The sequence below is a fragment of the Poseidonibacter lekithochrous genome, from assembly GCF_018861145.1.
GTDB lineage: Bacteria > Campylobacterota > Campylobacteria > Campylobacterales > Arcobacteraceae > Poseidonibacter > Poseidonibacter lekithochrous_A.
Genome location: NZ_JAHKQT010000041.1, coordinates 1 through 16,588, shown reverse-complemented (window position 1 = coordinate 16,588; position 16,588 = coordinate 1). Strand labels below are relative to the sequence as shown.

Genomic DNA, 16,588 nt, shown 5'->3' with positions numbered 1-16,588 from the left:
TTGACATTACGGTCAACATCATTTTAAATCTATTTCTTACAAATAGAAACCATTGCTGGTCTTAATAATCTATCTTTAAACTTATAACCTTTTTGAAGTCTTTGAACAATATGTCCATCTTCATGATCTGGGCTATCTATTTGCATTACCGCATCATGGAAGTTTGGATCAAACTCACCATCTGTATCAACTTCAGTAATATCATGTTTTTCAAAAGCTGTGTAGAAGTTTTTAATTGTTAATTCAACACCTTCTTTTAATTTTCCAAGTAATTCATCAGCTGGTAAATCTGCTGCTGCTTCTTCTGCAGCTAATGCCATTTCTAAAGTATCAATTGGTGCCAATAAATCTTTTGCAAATTTTTCACTTGCATAATCAATAGCATTATATTTTTCTTTTTCTAATCTTTTTTTAATATTTTCAAAATCAGCATGAACTCTTAAATATTTATCTTCTGCTTCTTTTAATTTAGCTTCTAACTCAGCTTTTACACTTTCAATTGTTTCTTCAACAACTGGCGTTTCTTCTTCAACTAATACTTCAGTTTCAGTTTCTAAAACTTCATCTGTTTGTAATTCTTCTTTTTTTTCTTCACTCAAGTTCTTCTCCTATAAAGTTGTAATTTTTTTATAAAAATATTCATAATTTTTTGGAAGCTGCCCAATTACTAACATCTTCACATCTTCGTTGTCAATTTTGCAATAATGACAAATTCCTATATATCCAATCGGTAAGAAGTTTTCAAAATATAAACCTTCTTCTAAATCATCTAAGATTTGTCCTTTTAGAAACTTATTTATAGTTAATTCATCAAAATCATAACTTAATGCCAAATTTAAAAACTCTTTAGAATTAAAGATTTCAAAATCTGAATTTTGTAAAGTCTGATTTATTGCATCACATACATCGTATGCACCAACATCTTTTGAGATTCTTAAAATATCTTTTAGAGTTAAACCTCTCATATCTTGTAAGAATCTATATAATGCATCTGAGAATTTAACAGAAATTGCAAATGAAGAAAACTCTAATATCATATATTTTTCTTCAACATTTAAAATCTCTTTTAATATGTCAGACTTCTCTTTTTTAATAAAAACTGATACTTCTACTTCAGATGAAAAATATTGTAATGCTTTTAAATTTATATCTGAAACATCAAAATTAAGTCTAGTTTTCCAATACTCTTTTAAAGCTTCAGTTGTTGGAGTTCTTCCACTACTAATATGCTCTTGAGCTAGATAACCTTCATCACCTAATTTTTTAAAGTATCCTCTAATTGTTGCAGGAGAATAAGTGATATCATACATAGATTTTAACTGTGTAGAACCTATTGGTTCTAAGTGTTCTATATACGCTTTAATAATAGACTGTAATAAAAACTCTTTCTTATCAATCATTTTACAACCATTTTAATTTATTAGCACTCATTGTCTTAAACTGCTAAAGAATTATAACCTATTGAGTGTATATTTGTCAAGTAGTTTTAATAAAAAGTTTTTTTATCTGCCAAAACTCCTAAATATCGGGCTTACTAATTTTACTATTATTTAAATAATAAGAAATTGTCTTGCAAAACTTATATAAAATTGATTAAAAAATATGATATACTTAAATAAAATATATTTATTTTATAAAATGAAAATAGGAGAAAAAATGAAACTATTTGCTAAAACATCAATTTTAACTGCTTTAATAATCCCTTCATTTTCTGCTGAATTTGTAACTATTGGGACAGGAGGAGTTACTGGAACTTACTATCCAACGGGTGGAGCAATCTGCAGACTCGTAAATAAATACAAAAAAGAAACTAAAATTAGATGTTCTGTTGAATCAACGGCTGGTTCGGTATATAATATTAATACAATTAAAAATGGCAATTTAGATTTTGGTATTGCACAATCTGATGTTGTCTATCAAGCTTCAAAAGGTACTGGAGATTTTAAAGGTAACTCAATTAAAAAATTAAAATCTGTTATGGCTATTTATCCTGAATTATTAACACTAGTTACAAGAAAAGATGCAAATATTAATAATATAACTGATATTAAAGGTAAAAGAATTAACTTAGGAAACCCAGGTTCTGGTAATGAAGCAACTACTTTAACTCTATTTGAAGCAAGTGGTATTAAAAAAGAAGATTTAGAATTTGCAGGAACACTAAAAGCTTCTGAAATGCCTGATGCATTAAAAGAAAATAAAATTGATGGATACTTTTATATGGTAGGTCATCCAACTGCAAATATTAAAGATGCAACAAATTCTGTGGATGCAAGAATTACTCCACTTAATGGTCCAAATATTGATGCTCTTATTAAAAAGTATCCTTACTTTGCAAAAGCAGATGTTCCTGCTGGAATGTATAAAGGGAATCCTAATGATATTCCAACATTTGGAGTAAAAGCAGTTTTAATTACAAGTGATGATGTAAGTGAGAAAGCTGTATATACTATGGTAAAAGCTATTTTAGAAAATTTTGATAAATTTAAAAAGCTTCATCCAGCTTATAGTAATATAACAAAACAATCTTTATTAGAAGGTTTATCAGCTCCACTACATGAGGGTGCAAAAAGGTATTTTAAAGAAGCAGGATTATTATAATCTTGCTTTTATATTTTATATAAGATGCTATTTATTTAACAAAAGGCTTTTCAATTATATAACCATAACCTTTATGAGAAATAATAAAATCATCATCAATAACTTTATCTTTTAATCTTTTCATAACTGTTCTAAATGCAGAGTCATTTGTATTTATATCATTCCAAACTGCTTCTTTAAATTTCTCAACTGAGATTACTTCACCAATAGATTTAATTAATACTTGCAAAATATCTAATTCTTTTTTAGAAAGTTTTACAATTGATTCGTTATTATAAAGTTTATGACTTGATAAATCATATGTATATGTTTTATTTAAAGTTATTAAATTATTTTTAGAAAAAGACTCTTTCTTATCTTCTAAAACTTCTTCTTTTGCTTTTTTTAACATTTCCATCATATTATCAATATTTAAAGGTTTTAAGAAGTACCCTAGAACTCGTAAGTTAATTAATTTTAATAAATCTTCTTCATTTTTATGAGCACTTACAATTATAAATCTTTGATTAGGTATTACTTCTCTAATTAAGTCAATCATTCCCATACCATCTACATTTGGCATTTTTAAATCTGTTAAAACTAAATCAAATGTTTTATCATTATCAATATTCTCTTTTAAAATTGAGAAACCCTCTTTTCCATCACAAGCTAAAACTACTTCATCAAAAATAGTATTTAAATAAAAAGCAAGCGTTTTTCTTGCTACATCTTCATCTTCGACTAAAAGTACTCTTGTTGTTATATTACTCATTTTTCTTCTTCCATTTTCTATAGTATATTGATTATATCAAAACTTAAATTAACACTTTAATTTGATAATAAATTCAACTCCATCATCTTTATTAAATGCATCAATAGTTCCTTCCATATTTTTTTCTATAATTGTTTTTGACATATAAAGACCTATTCCCGTACCTTGATTTTCAAATTTTGTTGTAAAATAAGGTTCAAACATTTTTTCCAAAACTTGTTCTTTTGCATTTCCGCAATTATTTGATATTGAGATAATAATAAATTCATCATCTTTAGAAATACCTACTATTACTTTTGCTTTAAATTTTTCTTCTTTATCTTTTATTAATTTTGCATCACTTGCATTATTTAAAATATTTACAATTACTTGTTCAAATTCATTTTCATAACTATTTATTTGAACATTAAGACCATTTATTTCAAGAAGAATATTATTTCTTTCAAATAAAGAGAGAATAATTTTAGAACTTCTTATGATTGAATCTTTTACATCAAATATTTTTTTATCTTTTGTCGGTTGATAAAAATTTCTAAAATCATCAATAGTTTGAGACATATAATCAATTTGTATCTTTGCACTTTTAATAGAATCATTTAACTCTTCTTGTGAAAAGTTTTTATAATTGTCTCTTATAAAATATAGTAATAAGTTTATATTATTTAAAGGCTGTCTCCATTGATGAGAGATATTCCCTAACATTTCACCCATTGAAGCTAGTTTATTTTGCTGAACTAAAAGTCTATCTTTTTTGATATTTTTATCTACTTCGATTTCAACTCTTTGTTTTAGCTCCTCTTCATTTAGTTTTATCTTTGTAATATCAGTTAAATAACCATATAAACTTCTAACTTTACCGTGATCGTCTTTAATCAAAATTGTTCGATTATAAACCCATTTTACATTACCTAAACTGTCCACTATTCTATGTATATTTGTAAAAGAGTTTGCATCATTTTTGATTGCATTTTCAATCACATCTTTTAATTTTGAAATATCATCTTGATGTACTAAATCAAAATATTCAATATCACCATTTTCAAAATCACTCGCAGTATAACCATATGAGTTAACACTGTTTGAAACAAATTTTACAGTAAGTTTGTCATCATTAAGCCATCTAAAAACTACAATTCGTCCAAAGTCTGTTAATAATTCAACATTTCTTAACTCTTTAGTTAACTTCATTCTATTATCAATATCCATTGACATCATTAGCATTCTATTGGAATCATCTTTTTTAAAAGCTTTTCCTCTTACTAATATCCATTTAAATTGATTTTGTTTTGTTTTTAATCTATACTCACAGATAAAATGAGCTGTTTTTGATTTAATATGAGATTTAAATTTTTTTAGTACTTTTTCTTTATCATCTTTATGTATTAAATCAAGCCATTGATCAACGTTTTGAATATCATCTCTTTTGTATCCAAACATATCAAGCCATTTATTTGAAAAAAATATTTCATTGGTTTCAAGATTTATATCCCATAAACCATCATTTGAAGCAATAATAGCTAATCCGTATCTATCTTTCCATTTTTTATATAATATACTTTTTGTTTCAATTCTTTTATTATATCTGTTAAAAATAGTATTTATAAATCTTGCAAAAATATTTGATGTAGTAATTAATAAAAGTGCCACAAAAATAATGGTTAATAAACTCATTATTATCTTATATTCATAATCACCTTTTATTTTTTTAATTTCATCTTCTAAAAATGTTTCTTTTACAAATATTTCATATTCATATTTTTGAAAAGTATAAGTGAGACTATTATCTTTTATCAAATTAAAATCTCTAATTTTCTCTACTTTTAACTCTTTACCCTTTCCATAGAAATTAAAAACTGTTTCTTTCTTTTTATCATAAAAATAAAAATATGCATTATTTATATTTTTACTTTTAGCTAAGATTGTATCAAGTATTACTTTTTTTGTTAAAAGATTCATATCATCAACTTTTGAAAAAGCTCCTAAAAATAGTTCTTTATCCTTTACATATTTAAAGTAACTTAGTTGAATATTTTCTTTTGAATTATCAATCCAATACATCAGATTATTGTCACCCATATATTGAATATTATTTAACATATGCTTTCTAAATCTATTCGTATTGATTTTTGAATTAGTGAGTTTTGCAAGATTTTCAACTAATATTTTTCCATGTAAAACTTTATAATCTTTTGTATCAAAAAGTAAAAACTTTATATCTTTTTGTTTTTCAATACTTATAATATAATTTTTTAGTTTTTCAAAATCTAATTCTTTATTTTCAAATTTAGAAGACTTTATATAACCATTTATTTCATATACGTTATTGCTTAGTTCGATTTCAATATCGTCAAAACTTGCACTTGTATTGTATTTGATATTATTGATATAGTTTTTTAATTCTTCTTTCTTATAAAAAGTTTCACTTTGAATTAAAAGTTTAGTCTTACTCTTTTCTTGATAACTAAAAAAAAAGAAAACAGTCAAAGAAGAGATAATTGCTAGAAAAATTACGAAAATCAAAGGAGTATAAACTATCTGATTCTGAATATCCCCTAGTGTATAAAACTTTTTCTTTTTAAAAAACATTTTAATATATCACTTTTGCTAAATATAATCCATTTGCCAAAGCGGGTAATCTATGAATATTTTTTTCTTTTTTTAGTTGTAATTTTAAATCTTCAAGATTTAATTTTCCTTCAGAAATTTTTAGTAAAAAACCAACCATTAATCTTATTTGTGATCTTAAGTATGAATTTGCAGTAAATTTAAATACATAAATATCTTTATATTTATAAAACTTAGTATCAAAGATTTCTCGAACTGTTATATCTTTATCACTCCCTTGTTTATGAAAATATTCAAAATCATGTACACCTATAAACTCTTTTATTGCTTCTTTTATTTTTTGTTCATCTATACTTTTTACTTCTGTTATAAAGTTATTATTAAAAGCTGTAATATTTTTTGTAGTTACAAGATATCTATAAACTCTTTTTTTCGCATGAAACCTTGAGTGAAAATCTTCTTTTACTTTTTTAATATGATGCACTCTTATTGAAGAAGGAAGTTGTTGATTTAATGTAGCTTTTAATTTTGAAAAATTATTCCAAAAATCTGGAACAATGCAGTTAAAAACTTGTCCAGTTGCATGGACATCTTTATCAGTTCTGCCACTTAATATAATCTTAGTATCAATATTTATTCTTTTAAAAGCTTGTAAAAGTTTATCTTCTATTGTTTGCTTATTAGGTTGTTTTTGAGACCCTTTGTATAAAGAGCCATCATACGAGATAAGAAATTTTAAATTCATAAAATCTTCTAATACTCTTTTTTTACAGTTTTTGTATATAAATAATAAGTTCCAGCCAACCAAAGAATTGGTATTAAATACAGTGCATGAAGAAGAATTGAATCTCCTATTGCTTTAATTAAAACATAGTATAAAACAACTGCAACAAGAGAATAGGATACAGCTCTATTTTTCTCATATCTTGGATTAAAGTATCCAAATGTGATTACTAAAAAAAGTGATAATACAGGAAAAAGTGATGTTAAAACAAAAAAACTTAAATCATCAATATCAACATTTCTTTTTAGTCTATCTTTCCAATAAGCATAAGTTGTAGTAAATATTCCTAATTTACTTCCTGCTATTGAATCATTAATGTACATTGATTCAAAATTGATTTGATTTACTTCTGATTCATCGATATAAAAAGCTTTTCCTTCTTTAAGTTTAAAACTAAGATCACCTTTATCATTATTTAAAACAGCTGTTTTACCTAATATAAATTGTTCCTTTCCTTTTTCTGTTTTAAATAATTTCACTTCATTATAGATTTTATCTTCTTTGCTATTTATATAAATTAGCCAATCTCCAAACTTTTGTCCAAACTCGCTAGCTTTAATATTAAAGTTTGCTTCTTTTGTTTTTACATCTAGGAACTGTTTTGTTAAAAACTTAGTCTTTGGAATTAGCCCAACAGAAATTACTAAAAGTGCACTTGATAAGATAAGAGTTAGAGGTAAAAATATCTTTAATATTTTCACTGGATTTAAACCAAAAGAGGTAATAACAGTAAGTTCATACTCACTTGAAAGTTTTGAAAGCGTAATAACTAGTGATATGAAAAAAGAAATAGGCATAGTATAAAATAAAATTTGAGGAATTACATAAGCATATAAAGTAAATAACTCAATAAAGTTAATAGTTATAATAGAGGTTAAAGAAGCAATTTTCACTAAAAAAACTATAGATGTAATAAAATACAGTCCTAAGAATATTGGGAAAAATGTAATTGATAGTTGTGAATATAAATATTGTTTTAATTTCAAAAAAGTACCTTTAAAATATTTTCTAAATCAAAAAAATAAACACTTATCATTCCTAAAATTAAATATGGAATAAAAGGCGTTTGAATATCTTTTTTTACAAGATTAGAATAAAGTGAAGGTATTATAGCAAAAATTGCTGCTAAAAATATAGCCAACAGTGCACCTTTTACTCCTAAAATCACTGCAATTGTTGCAATAATTGGGATATCCCCCTCCCCTAAAGCCTCTTGAGTTTTTAAGGCATCATCTTTTAAAATCTTAGCTTTAATATTTTGGATATAAAAAGTTATAAAAAAATTGAGTAATACAAAGGCTCCTGCAAATAAAAATGCATTTTTAAAAGAATCCATCAAAGAAAAAGATGTAGCAAAAAAAGATAAAATTAAGACTATTAAAAGTAGATAATCAGGAACTGCTTTATATTTAAAATCTATAAATGAAAGAGTAATACAAACATAAATTAATAAACTCATATATAAGAATTCATAACTAAGACCAAGCTTTAGAAAAAGACAAAGTGATAAAACTGCACTTAATAATTCAACTATAAAATATTGTGAAGATATTTTTTCTTTACAATAAGCACATTTTGCTTTTAGAAAAAGAAATGATAAAAGAGGAATATTATAATACCATGCAATTATATGCTTACAAGAAGGACAGGAACTTCGAGGAACTACAACAGATTTATTTAAAGGGAGACGAAGTATTAATACATTTAAAAATGATCCAATAACTGCACCAAAGATGAAGCTAAATACCTCCAAATCTTCTCTCTCTATTGTTAAAATCACTTATAATATCATCTAATTCATTTTCATTGAAATCAGGCCAATATGTATTTGTAAAGAACATCTCAGCATAAGCATTTTGCCATAAAAGATAATTTGAAAGTCGAACTTCACCGCTTGTTCTAATCAAAATATCAACATTTGGCATACCAGCTGTATCTAAATTCTCTTCTATATTTTCTTCACTCACTTCAAGGTTTTTTGAGTTTAACCTTTTTACAGCTCTTACTATTTCATCTTTTGAACCATAATTTAAAGCTAATACTTGTGTTAATTTTGTACCATGTGCTGTTTTATCTTCTGTTTCTTTGATAGTTTTTTGTAAAGATTTAGAAAATCTTGAGATATCTCCAATTGTCTTTAATTTTATACCATTTTCTAAATATACTGGTAATTCTTGTTTTAAATATTTCTCAAGAAGTTTCATCAAGAACTCAACTTCTAATTTTGGTCTTTGCCAATTTTCAGTTGAAAATGCATATAAAGTTAAATACTTAACTCCAATATTTCCACAATGAATAGTAATCTTTCGAACAACTTCTGCACCTGCACTATGACCTGCTGTTCTTTTCAGATTTCTCTCTTTTGCCCATCTTCCATTTCCATCCATAATCATTGCTATATGTGCGGGTACCGTATTATTCATAATGATTAAACTCTTTTTCTAATTTTGTTAAAATTTCAATAGAGATATCTAGTTTTGTACCTTTAAATTTATATGAATTGTCTTTTAAAATTAATTCAATCGCATTATCATCTGTACCAAAACTATTTGAATCATCTAAGATATTTAAACATACCCCATCTAAATTCTTTTTTTCTAACATTGTTGTTGCTGAGTTTAAAGCAGATGATTTGTCCATTTCAGCTTTAAAACCTATTGTTATTAAATCATTTTTATCTAAAGATTCTAAAATATCAATATTTTGTTTTAACTCTAAATTCCATGTTTCTCCTATCATATCTTTTTTCATTTTTCCACTTTGAGGAAATGATGGAATATAATCACTTACAGCGGCAACCATAAATAAAAATGGCCGTTTAATTATCAACTCAGGTCTTGAAGAATCCATAAGTGTAGTTTTTGTCAATGTACCTTTTTTAGCAACTCTAAGAGCATCTGCTAGATAACCTTGCATTTCTTTTGAACTTTGTACATTAATAACATGAATATCTTTAGGAATTTCTTCATATCCACGTGAACTAACTAAGCAAACATCAGCACCTTTAAAATATAAAGCTTTTGCCATTGATGCTGCCATTTTTCCAGATGAGAAGTTTGAAATATATCTAACCTCATCAATTTTTTCAATTGTTCCACCACCACTTAATACAACTTTTCTATTTACCCAATACTCATCTTTTAGTAATTCTCTAACTGTTGCATTAAATATATCAATAGGTTCAGCCATCGCTCCATCACCTACATCTTTACAAACCAACTCTTTTGTAACTGATGAAATAATTTCAAAATTACAAAGTTTTAACATTTTTAAACTAGCTTGCGTAATTGGGTTTTTAAGCATCATAGTGTTTGCAGCAGGTGCAAGTATCTTAATTCTAGGATATGCTAAAGCAGTTTGAAGAAGTAAATTGTCAGCTAAACCATTTGATAGTTTATTAATAGTATTAGCAGAACATGGTGCTATTACAAAAATATCTGACCATTTACCAATATCTATGTGATTATAATCTTGATTTTTATCCCAATTTTCATTTAGCTCATCTAAAACTTTACTTTGAGATATTGCTTCAAAAGTTATAGGTGAGATAAACTTCTTCGCACCTTCTGTCATAATTACACGCACCTTTGCACCTGCTTTTATATAAAGTCTAATTAATTCTAAACTTTTATATATTGCAATTGAGCCAGTAACTCCAACAAGTATTTTTTTATCTTTTAATAGCATATCATTTATCTTTGTTTTAAATTTTTACTTTATTTTTTTTGCAGAAAAGTGTTTGTCATAATATCCAGCAACTACTCTTTTTTTAGCACGACTTGTATAAAGTTCACCTTCTTTAACATCAGATGTAACAGTACTTCCTGCACCTATCATTGTATTATCTTCAATTGTAACTGGAGCTATAAACTGTGTATCTGAACCTACGAATACATTTTTACCAATAATAGTTTTGTATTTATTAATACCATCATAATTACAAGTAATTGTTCCACAACCAATATTTGTTCCTTCATTAATTTCACAATCCCCAAGATATGTTAAATGTCCTGCTTTTACACCGTTTAATTTTGCTTTTTTTGTTTCAACAAAGTTTCCTAGATGTGTTCCATTAAGCTCTGAACCTGGTCTTACTCTTGCCATTGGTCCAATATCTGAATCTTCAATAATCGAGTCTTCTACTATAGAATTTGTTTTAATATGTGAATTTATAATCTTTGCATTACCTAAAAGTGTAACTCCATTTTCTAAAATAGACTCACCCTCAATTGTAACACCCTCTTCTATATAAATAGTATCAGGTAGTCTCATAATAACACCAGCTTTTAAAAACTCATGTTTTAATCTATTTTGATGAATTACTTCTGCATCTGCTAGCTCTACTTTTGAATTAACACCTTTAAAGTTCTCAACATTAACTGCAAGTGGTTTTAAAACCTTTCCTTGATTAATTGCCATTTCAATTAAATCTGTTATATAGTACTCTGCTTGTGCATTGTCATTTGAAAGTTTTGGTAAGTTTTCAAGTAAGAATTTTGTATTAAACTGATAAATACCTGCATTTGCAGTTGTAACTGCTAATTCTTCTAAAGAAGCATCTTTTTGCTCCACAATCTTTTTAACAGATCCATTTTCAACAATAACTCTACCATAACCATCAGCACTTTCAAGTTCTAATACAGACATTACAATAGTTGCATCTATATCAAACTTTTTTAATTCAGTAGCTTGAATTAAAGGCATATCACCATTCAATACTAATACTTCTTCATATTTTGGAGTTATTCCCATAACCGCACCACCAGTTCCTGGATAATTTTCATGATCTTGAATCACATAATTTATATTTGAAAAATATTTTTCCATCGCAGCTTGTACACGTTCAGCTTGGTGAAAAAGAACAACAGTAATATCATCACTTAATTTTAATGCTTCTTTTATAGAATAATAAAGCATCTCTTTTCCAGAGATTTTATGTAAAACCTTTGGAGTTGTTGACTTCATTCTTGTACCTGCACCTGCGGCTAATATAATTATTGATTTATTGCTCATTTTTATCCTTCTAATGCTTCGTTAATTTCTCTTCTAGTATTTTCTACTACTTCTTTTAATGCATTTTGCATTTTATCATCTATAATATTATTTATTAGTAATTTATCAAGATTTTTTTCTTTTTCTTTTAAAAGTTTTGCAACTTTTGCACTTTTTTTCTTTCTATTGTACATTAGAACGCCAGATTTAATAAGAGTCACTGCTAAATCTATATGTCCAAATAATGCTGCATAATTTAAAAGAGTAAAGCCTGATTTATCTATCTGATTAATATCAGCACCTGCTGCTATTAACCATCTTGCAATTTTATGGTTACCATTCCATTGAGTATGATGAAGTGCTGTTCTTCCTTGATTATCTGTAAGTGTTAAATCTGCTTTTTTTGTAAGAAGTTTTTCAACTACTCCTAAATCATCTGCTATTACAGTTTTGTGAAATACTGTATAACCATTTTTATCTTGAATATCTACATTTACTCTAAACTTTAATAAAAAAACTAAACGTTCTAAAAAAAGTTCTCGCTCTTTGCTATCTTCTAATTTTAATCCATCATCTACTAAAACTGATAAAGGCGTATTTCCTTCATTATCTACAACATTAGGGTCTATCCCATAATTTAAAAGTAATCTTATCGTATCAAAATCATTATAAGTAATTACATCAAATAGTATATTTCTTCCATCTGATCTTCTCTTATCTAACTTAGGTCTAAAAGATAACATTTTTTTTAACAATAATACATAATCCTCTTCTTCATAGATATCTGGATATTTTTCAAAATCTTCTTCTTTAAAGCCTTTTTGAATTAGTATAATATCTACTAAATCATCAATTATTGTCTTTTCATCTGCATCTTCTAAATCAATATCAGCTCCATGATTAATTAAGAAGTTAATCATTTTATAGTTTGAGTTTCCTTTCATCACTTCATTTAGTAATAAAGTCTTTCCATTTATATTTTTAAGATTAACATCCGCACCACAATTTATTAAAAACTCTATATGTTCATAGTTTTTCTTTTCAACTTCTTTACTTAAAGTTGTAACACCATAATCATCCATTTTATTTATTTCAAGTCCATTTTCTATTAAAACTTTTGCTAGGTTTAAATATTGTGTTTGTTTTGTGATTAAAGAGTAGTTACCTTCCAACTGCAATAATTTTTTTGCAGGTTGAAGTTGTAGTTCTAAGATATATAAAATTTCATCTAAAATATTTTCATCATTTATATCTGTTTGATTGATATTTATTTTCTTTTTTATCATCAACTTTAAAATATCAATATTATTATCCCCTAATAGCACTGTATTAAATAAAGCATTTCTTCCATGATTATCTAAAATATTTAAGTCCATCCCAAAGAGAATTAAAACTTCAGACATTTTACTATTTTCTTTTAAAACAGCTTTAAAAAGAGGTGTTTCATTATCTTCATCAAGAATATCAATGTCTGATATATGATTTACTAATTCTCTTACTATTCTTACATTCCCACCCTCAACGGCATCAAATAATACAGTTCTACCATAACTATCAACTGCATCATAATTTGGATGATAAGACATTAAAATTTGAAATATTTTATAGTTACCTTCTAAGGCTACATTTTGGAGGATTGTTCTATTACTTGAGTTTTTATGGTTAATATCAAAGCCATTTTCTAGTAAATACCTAATCATTACACCATCTGAACGATGAACTACATCATCAAGAACAGTTCGTCCATATTTATCTTCAATATTTAAATCAATGCCATTTTTTATTAGAATTTTTATTGCTTTAAGTTTTTTCTTTAGACAAAGAGGGAAAAGAAGTGTTCTTCCATCTTCATCTATTGTGTTTATATCAATACCGTTATCAATATCTTTTTGGATTTGATTTATATTTATATCATCACTAAATAGTTCTTTTTGAAATGCTTCATTTGTACTATTTCTGAATAATTTAAACAATAGATTCCTTTATATTAAAGATAAGACTTTGCAGTATTAGTTTTATTTTAACTAATTTTTAATTAAAATATTTTACTTAAACTAATCTCGCCTTCTTCTTCTAGGTTTAAATTCACTTCTAGCTCGTCTTGGTCTTAACTCTTTTTCATCTTTTGATGAAGAACTTCTATTATCTCTTCTTGGTCTTTTTTCATCGGTCCTTTTCTTAAAATCATTTCGTCTTGGAGTTTCTATTTGAATAATTTTACCTTTTAAAGACGTTTCAATAAAAGAGTTAAAGGTATTTCTTAAAATATATGCTTTATCGTGGTCAGGGAAAATTTCAGGAAGCTTATATGATAACCATAAATATAATGATATTTTTTTCACTTCATCTTCAACTAAAAGTAAATCTTTTTGAGTTATAGCTTTTTTAGGAAGAGTAATAGAAGGTTTGTACCTACATACTTTTTGTTTTACAACAGCTGCAATATAAGCTTCATAAGCTTGCAAAATAATAGGAGATTTAGTTGTAATTGGAGCTTGTGCAAGTAAATACTTATCTTCAAGTTTCATAGAAAACCTTGTATCAACTATTTTTGAAGCTGTAATCATAGATGAAATATTTGCAGCTACAAAAGGACCACTAAAAGACATATTCTCAGCAAAAAACTTTAGTATCTTTGTTAAAGAAGTTGTTTTTATATGTGAAGACAGAGACTCTAATTGTTGTGCATTTATCTTAACTCTAAAAGGTGGTTTTATTGTTTTAATAGGTTGCTTAAATTCTTCACTTATATGTTTTAAAATATCTCTTCTTGTAGCTCCTAAGAATCCAGCTTCAAAATGTCCATATCTTCCAGCACGACCTGCAATTTGAACTATTTCATTAACATTGATTTTTCTTCTTGAAATTCCATCAAATTTTGTATCAGTTGTGAATAAAATAGTTTTAATAGGAAGATTTAATCCCATTGCAATTGCATCAGTTGCTATTAAAACTTGGCTTTTCTTTTCTCTAAACTTTCTAGCTTCATCACGTCTTACTTCAGGAGAAAGGTTTCCGTAAATTACAGATACTGTATAATTCTTTTTTAATCTATGTCTTAGCTTTAAAACATCAGCACGTGAGAAAGCTATGAGAGCAGTTCCTTCTTCTAGATTATCTAAAGAAGTATATTTCTCATTTACTTTTAGTTCTGTTTTTCTTTTATGTCTTACTACTTCTAATTCTTCTCCTAAGTAAGTAGCTATTTTTTTAATAGCCTCAAGTGCATTAACTGAACCTGTCATTATTACTCTTTTAGCAGGACATCCTATAATTGCATTAACCCATGCCCAGCCTCTATCAATATCAGCTAACATTTGAACTTCATCAATAACGCACACGTCAACATCTAAATCATAGTCAATCATTTCAATAGTTGAACATACATGAGCTGCGTCATCATTTAACATTTGTTCTTCACCAGTAATAAGAGAAGCTTCTATGCCATCTTTTTTTAAGCCTTCATATCCTTCAAGTGCTAATAATCTAAGAGGTGCTAAATAAAGTCCTGAATTTGCTTGCTTTAATTCTTGCATTGCATTATAGGTTTTACCCGAGTTTGTAGGTCCCACATAAAACTCTAGTTTTCTGTTTAAGCTTCGAGCTAACGGATATAATTCTTTTAAATCACAGTTTAATAAAGTGTGTAGTTGTTCTTGCCAATTTTCTTTCATGTGCGTATTATAATCAATTGAATATAATATCGCATTAAATAGCTAAGGATAGTTGATGAATTGTGAATATTTTGGTAAATGTGGATCATGTACAATACATGATATTGGATATGAAGGTCAATTAGACTTAAAAATACAAAGAGAAAAAGAACGTTTTTCAAACTTTACAGATATTGATTTTGATATTGTAAGAGGTGATGAGCAAAACTTTAGAAACAGAGCTGAGTTTAAAATATGGAAAAACTTTGATGAAGATGATAATGCCACATTATCTTATGCAATGACTAGCGTTGATAAAAATGTATTAGAAATAAACTCATGCCAAATTGTTAGCGTTGACATACAAAAATTAATGCCAAAACTATTAGAAGAAATACAAAAAGACAAAATACTTTCATTTAAACTCTTTGCAATAGAGTTTTTAAACTCAACTACAAACGATATGCTAGTAACTCTTATTTATCACAGAAAACTTGAAGAAGATTGGAATACTTTAGCACTTGAATTATCAGATAAATTTAATATCAAAATAATTGGGCGATCTAGAAAACAAAAAGTAATACTTGAAAATGACTACATAAATGAAAAACTAAGTATTAACAATTCTACTTATAACTTCAGATACATAGAAGGTGGCTTTACGCAACCAAATACAAAAGTAAATATAGGAATGATTGAATGGGTTTTAAATAATATCAAAGATTCTTCAAAAGATTTATGTGAATTATATTGTGGTGGTGGGAACTTTACTATTCCTCTTTCATCAAAATTTAGAAAAGTCTTAGCAACTGAAATATCAAAAACATCAATTAAATCAGCAAAAGTAAACTGCGAGCTAAATAACAATACAAAAATAGAATTTATAAGAATGAGTGCAGAAGAGTTCGTAGAAGCTTTAGAAGAAAAAAGAGTATTTTCAAGACTTAAAGATATAAATTTAAAAGATTATGACTTTGATTCTATTTTTGTTGATCCTCCAAGAGCAGGACTTGATGATACAACAAGAGCTTTAGTAAAAGATTTTGATCAAATTATATATGTTTCATGTAATCCTGAAACATTACATAGAGATTTAGAAGAATTAACAAAAACGCATACTATTGAAAACTTCGCACTATTTGATCAGTTTTCATATACACATCATATTGAATCTGGATTAATTTTAAAAAAGATATAAACAACAATTATAATTAATCTAACTTTAAGAATTGGTATGTCATA

At 26.6% G+C, this 16,588-nt stretch carries 14 protein-coding genes; 2 read left to right on the top strand and 12 right to left on the bottom strand.

The window, feature by feature from the left end; genetic code table 11:
• Positions 1–29: 29 nt before the first annotated feature.
• Both grpE and KO488_RS13520 read right to left on the bottom strand, forming a co-directional pair.
• The gene (gene grpE / locus KO488_RS13525; protein WP_216059344.1) at positions 30–599 is read right to left on the bottom strand and encodes a nucleotide exchange factor GrpE; all 570 of its coding nucleotides are present in this window, start codon (positions 597–599) and stop codon (positions 30–32) included.
• 9 nt (positions 600–608) lie between these two features.
• Entirely contained in the window at positions 609–1,400 is a 792-nt protein-coding gene (locus tag KO488_RS13520; RefSeq protein ID WP_216059343.1) for a heat-shock protein, read from the bottom strand.
• A 256-nt stretch (positions 1,401–1,656) separates the two neighbouring features.
• Here KO488_RS13520 and KO488_RS13515 point away from each other — a divergent pair, with 256 nt between their 5' ends.
• Entirely contained in the window at positions 1,657–2,601 is a 945-nt protein-coding gene (locus KO488_RS13515; RefSeq protein ID WP_216059342.1) for a TAXI family TRAP transporter solute-binding subunit, read from the top strand.
• 31 nt (positions 2,602–2,632) lie between these two features.
• Here KO488_RS13515 and KO488_RS13510 read toward each other — a convergent pair whose 3' ends face one another.
• The 10 genes from KO488_RS13510 to KO488_RS13465 all read right to left on the bottom strand — a co-directional run bounded on the left by KO488_RS13510 (position 2,633) and on the right by KO488_RS13465 (position 15,367).
• Entirely contained in the window at positions 2,633–3,352 is a 720-nt protein-coding gene (locus KO488_RS13510; RefSeq protein WP_216059341.1) for a response regulator transcription factor, read from the bottom strand.
• Positions 3,353–3,400: 48 nt separating this feature from the next.
• The gene (locus tag KO488_RS13505) at positions 3,401–5,938 is read right to left on the bottom strand and encodes a PAS domain-containing protein (RefSeq protein WP_216059340.1); all 2,538 of its coding nucleotides are present in this window, start codon (positions 5,936–5,938) and stop codon (positions 3,401–3,403) included.
• Position 5,939: 1 nt separating this feature from the next.
• The gene (gene truA / locus KO488_RS13500) at positions 5,940–6,662 is read right to left on the bottom strand and encodes a tRNA pseudouridine(38-40) synthase TruA (RefSeq protein ID WP_216059339.1); all 723 of its coding nucleotides are present in this window, start codon (positions 6,660–6,662) and stop codon (positions 5,940–5,942) included.
• A gap of 8 nt (positions 6,663–6,670) precedes the next feature.
• Positions 6,671–7,687: an LptF/LptG family permease gene (locus tag KO488_RS13495; protein WP_216059338.1), complete on the bottom strand. Its 1,017-nt coding sequence runs from the start codon at positions 7,685–7,687 to the stop codon at positions 6,671–6,673.
• Complete coding sequence (locus KO488_RS13490) at positions 7,684–8,481, bottom strand: prepilin peptidase (protein WP_303572671.1); 798 nt, start codon at positions 8,479–8,481, stop codon at positions 7,684–7,686. The genes KO488_RS13495 and KO488_RS13490 overlap by 4 nt, the downstream gene beginning before the upstream one ends.
• A complete protein-coding gene (locus KO488_RS13485; RefSeq protein WP_216059337.1) occupies positions 8,441–9,124 on the bottom strand; it encodes a di-trans,poly-cis-decaprenylcistransferase in 684 nt (227 codons plus the stop codon). The genes KO488_RS13490 and KO488_RS13485 overlap by 41 nt, the downstream gene beginning before the upstream one ends.
• Entirely contained in the window at positions 9,117–10,388 is a 1,272-nt protein-coding gene (gene coaBC / locus KO488_RS13480) for a bifunctional phosphopantothenoylcysteine decarboxylase/phosphopantothenate--cysteine ligase CoaBC (RefSeq protein WP_216059336.1), read from the bottom strand. The genes KO488_RS13485 and coaBC overlap by 8 nt, the downstream gene beginning before the upstream one ends.
• A 24-nt stretch (positions 10,389–10,412) precedes the next feature.
• Positions 10,413–11,714, bottom strand: a complete 1,302-nt coding sequence (glmU, locus tag KO488_RS13475) for a bifunctional UDP-N-acetylglucosamine diphosphorylase/glucosamine-1-phosphate N-acetyltransferase GlmU (RefSeq protein ID WP_216059335.1) — start codon at positions 11,712–11,714, stop codon at positions 10,413–10,415.
• Positions 11,715–11,716: 2 nt separating this feature from the next.
• Positions 11,717–13,666 (bottom strand): ankyrin repeat domain-containing protein, encoded by a 1,950-nt coding sequence (locus KO488_RS13470; protein WP_216059334.1) that lies wholly within the window; start codon positions 13,664–13,666, stop codon positions 11,717–11,719.
• Positions 13,667–13,747: 81 nt separating this feature from the next.
• A complete protein-coding gene (locus KO488_RS13465) occupies positions 13,748–15,367 on the bottom strand; it encodes a helicase-related protein (RefSeq protein ID WP_216059333.1) in 1,620 nt (539 codons plus the stop codon).
• A 55-nt stretch (positions 15,368–15,422) separates the two neighbouring features.
• Here KO488_RS13465 and trmA point away from each other — a divergent pair, with 55 nt between their 5' ends.
• Positions 15,423–16,544 (top strand): tRNA (uridine(54)-C5)-methyltransferase TrmA, encoded by a 1,122-nt coding sequence (gene trmA / locus KO488_RS13460; RefSeq protein ID WP_216059332.1) that lies wholly within the window; start codon positions 15,423–15,425, stop codon positions 16,542–16,544.
• Positions 16,545–16,588 lie beyond the last annotated feature (44 nt).

What these genes read in the sequence shown, in the direction of transcription:
- glmU (WP_216059335.1), bottom strand. Translation starts at nt 11,714, where the DNA reads ATGAGCAATAAATCAATAATTATATTAGCCGCAGGTGCAGGTACAAGA.
- KO488_RS13510 (WP_216059341.1), bottom strand. Translation starts at nt 3,352, where the DNA reads ATGAGTAATATAACAACAAGAGTACTTTTAGTCGAAGATGAAGATGTA.
- coaBC (WP_216059336.1), bottom strand. Translation starts at nt 10,388, where the DNA reads ATGCTATTAAAAGATAAAAAAATACTTGTTGGAGTTACTGGCTCAATT.
- KO488_RS13505 (WP_216059340.1), bottom strand. Translation starts at nt 5,938, where the DNA reads ATGTTTTTTAAAAAGAAAAAGTTTTATACACTAGGGGATATTCAGAAT.
- KO488_RS13520 (WP_216059343.1), bottom strand. Translation starts at nt 1,400, where the DNA reads ATGATTGATAAGAAAGAGTTTTTATTACAGTCTATTATTAAAGCGTAT.
- KO488_RS13465 (WP_216059333.1), bottom strand. Translation starts at nt 15,367, where the DNA reads ATGAAAGAAAATTGGCAAGAACAACTACACACTTTATTAAACTGTGAT.
- trmA (WP_216059332.1), top strand. Translation starts at nt 15,423, where the DNA reads ATGAATTGTGAATATTTTGGTAAATGTGGATCATGTACAATACATGAT.
- truA (WP_216059339.1), bottom strand. Translation starts at nt 6,662, where the DNA reads ATGAATTTAAAATTTCTTATCTCGTATGATGGCTCTTTATACAAAGGG.
- KO488_RS13515 (WP_216059342.1), top strand. Translation starts at nt 1,657, where the DNA reads ATGAAACTATTTGCTAAAACATCAATTTTAACTGCTTTAATAATCCCT.
- KO488_RS13485 (WP_216059337.1), bottom strand. Translation starts at nt 9,124, where the DNA reads ATGAATAATACGGTACCCGCACATATAGCAATGATTATGGATGGAAAT.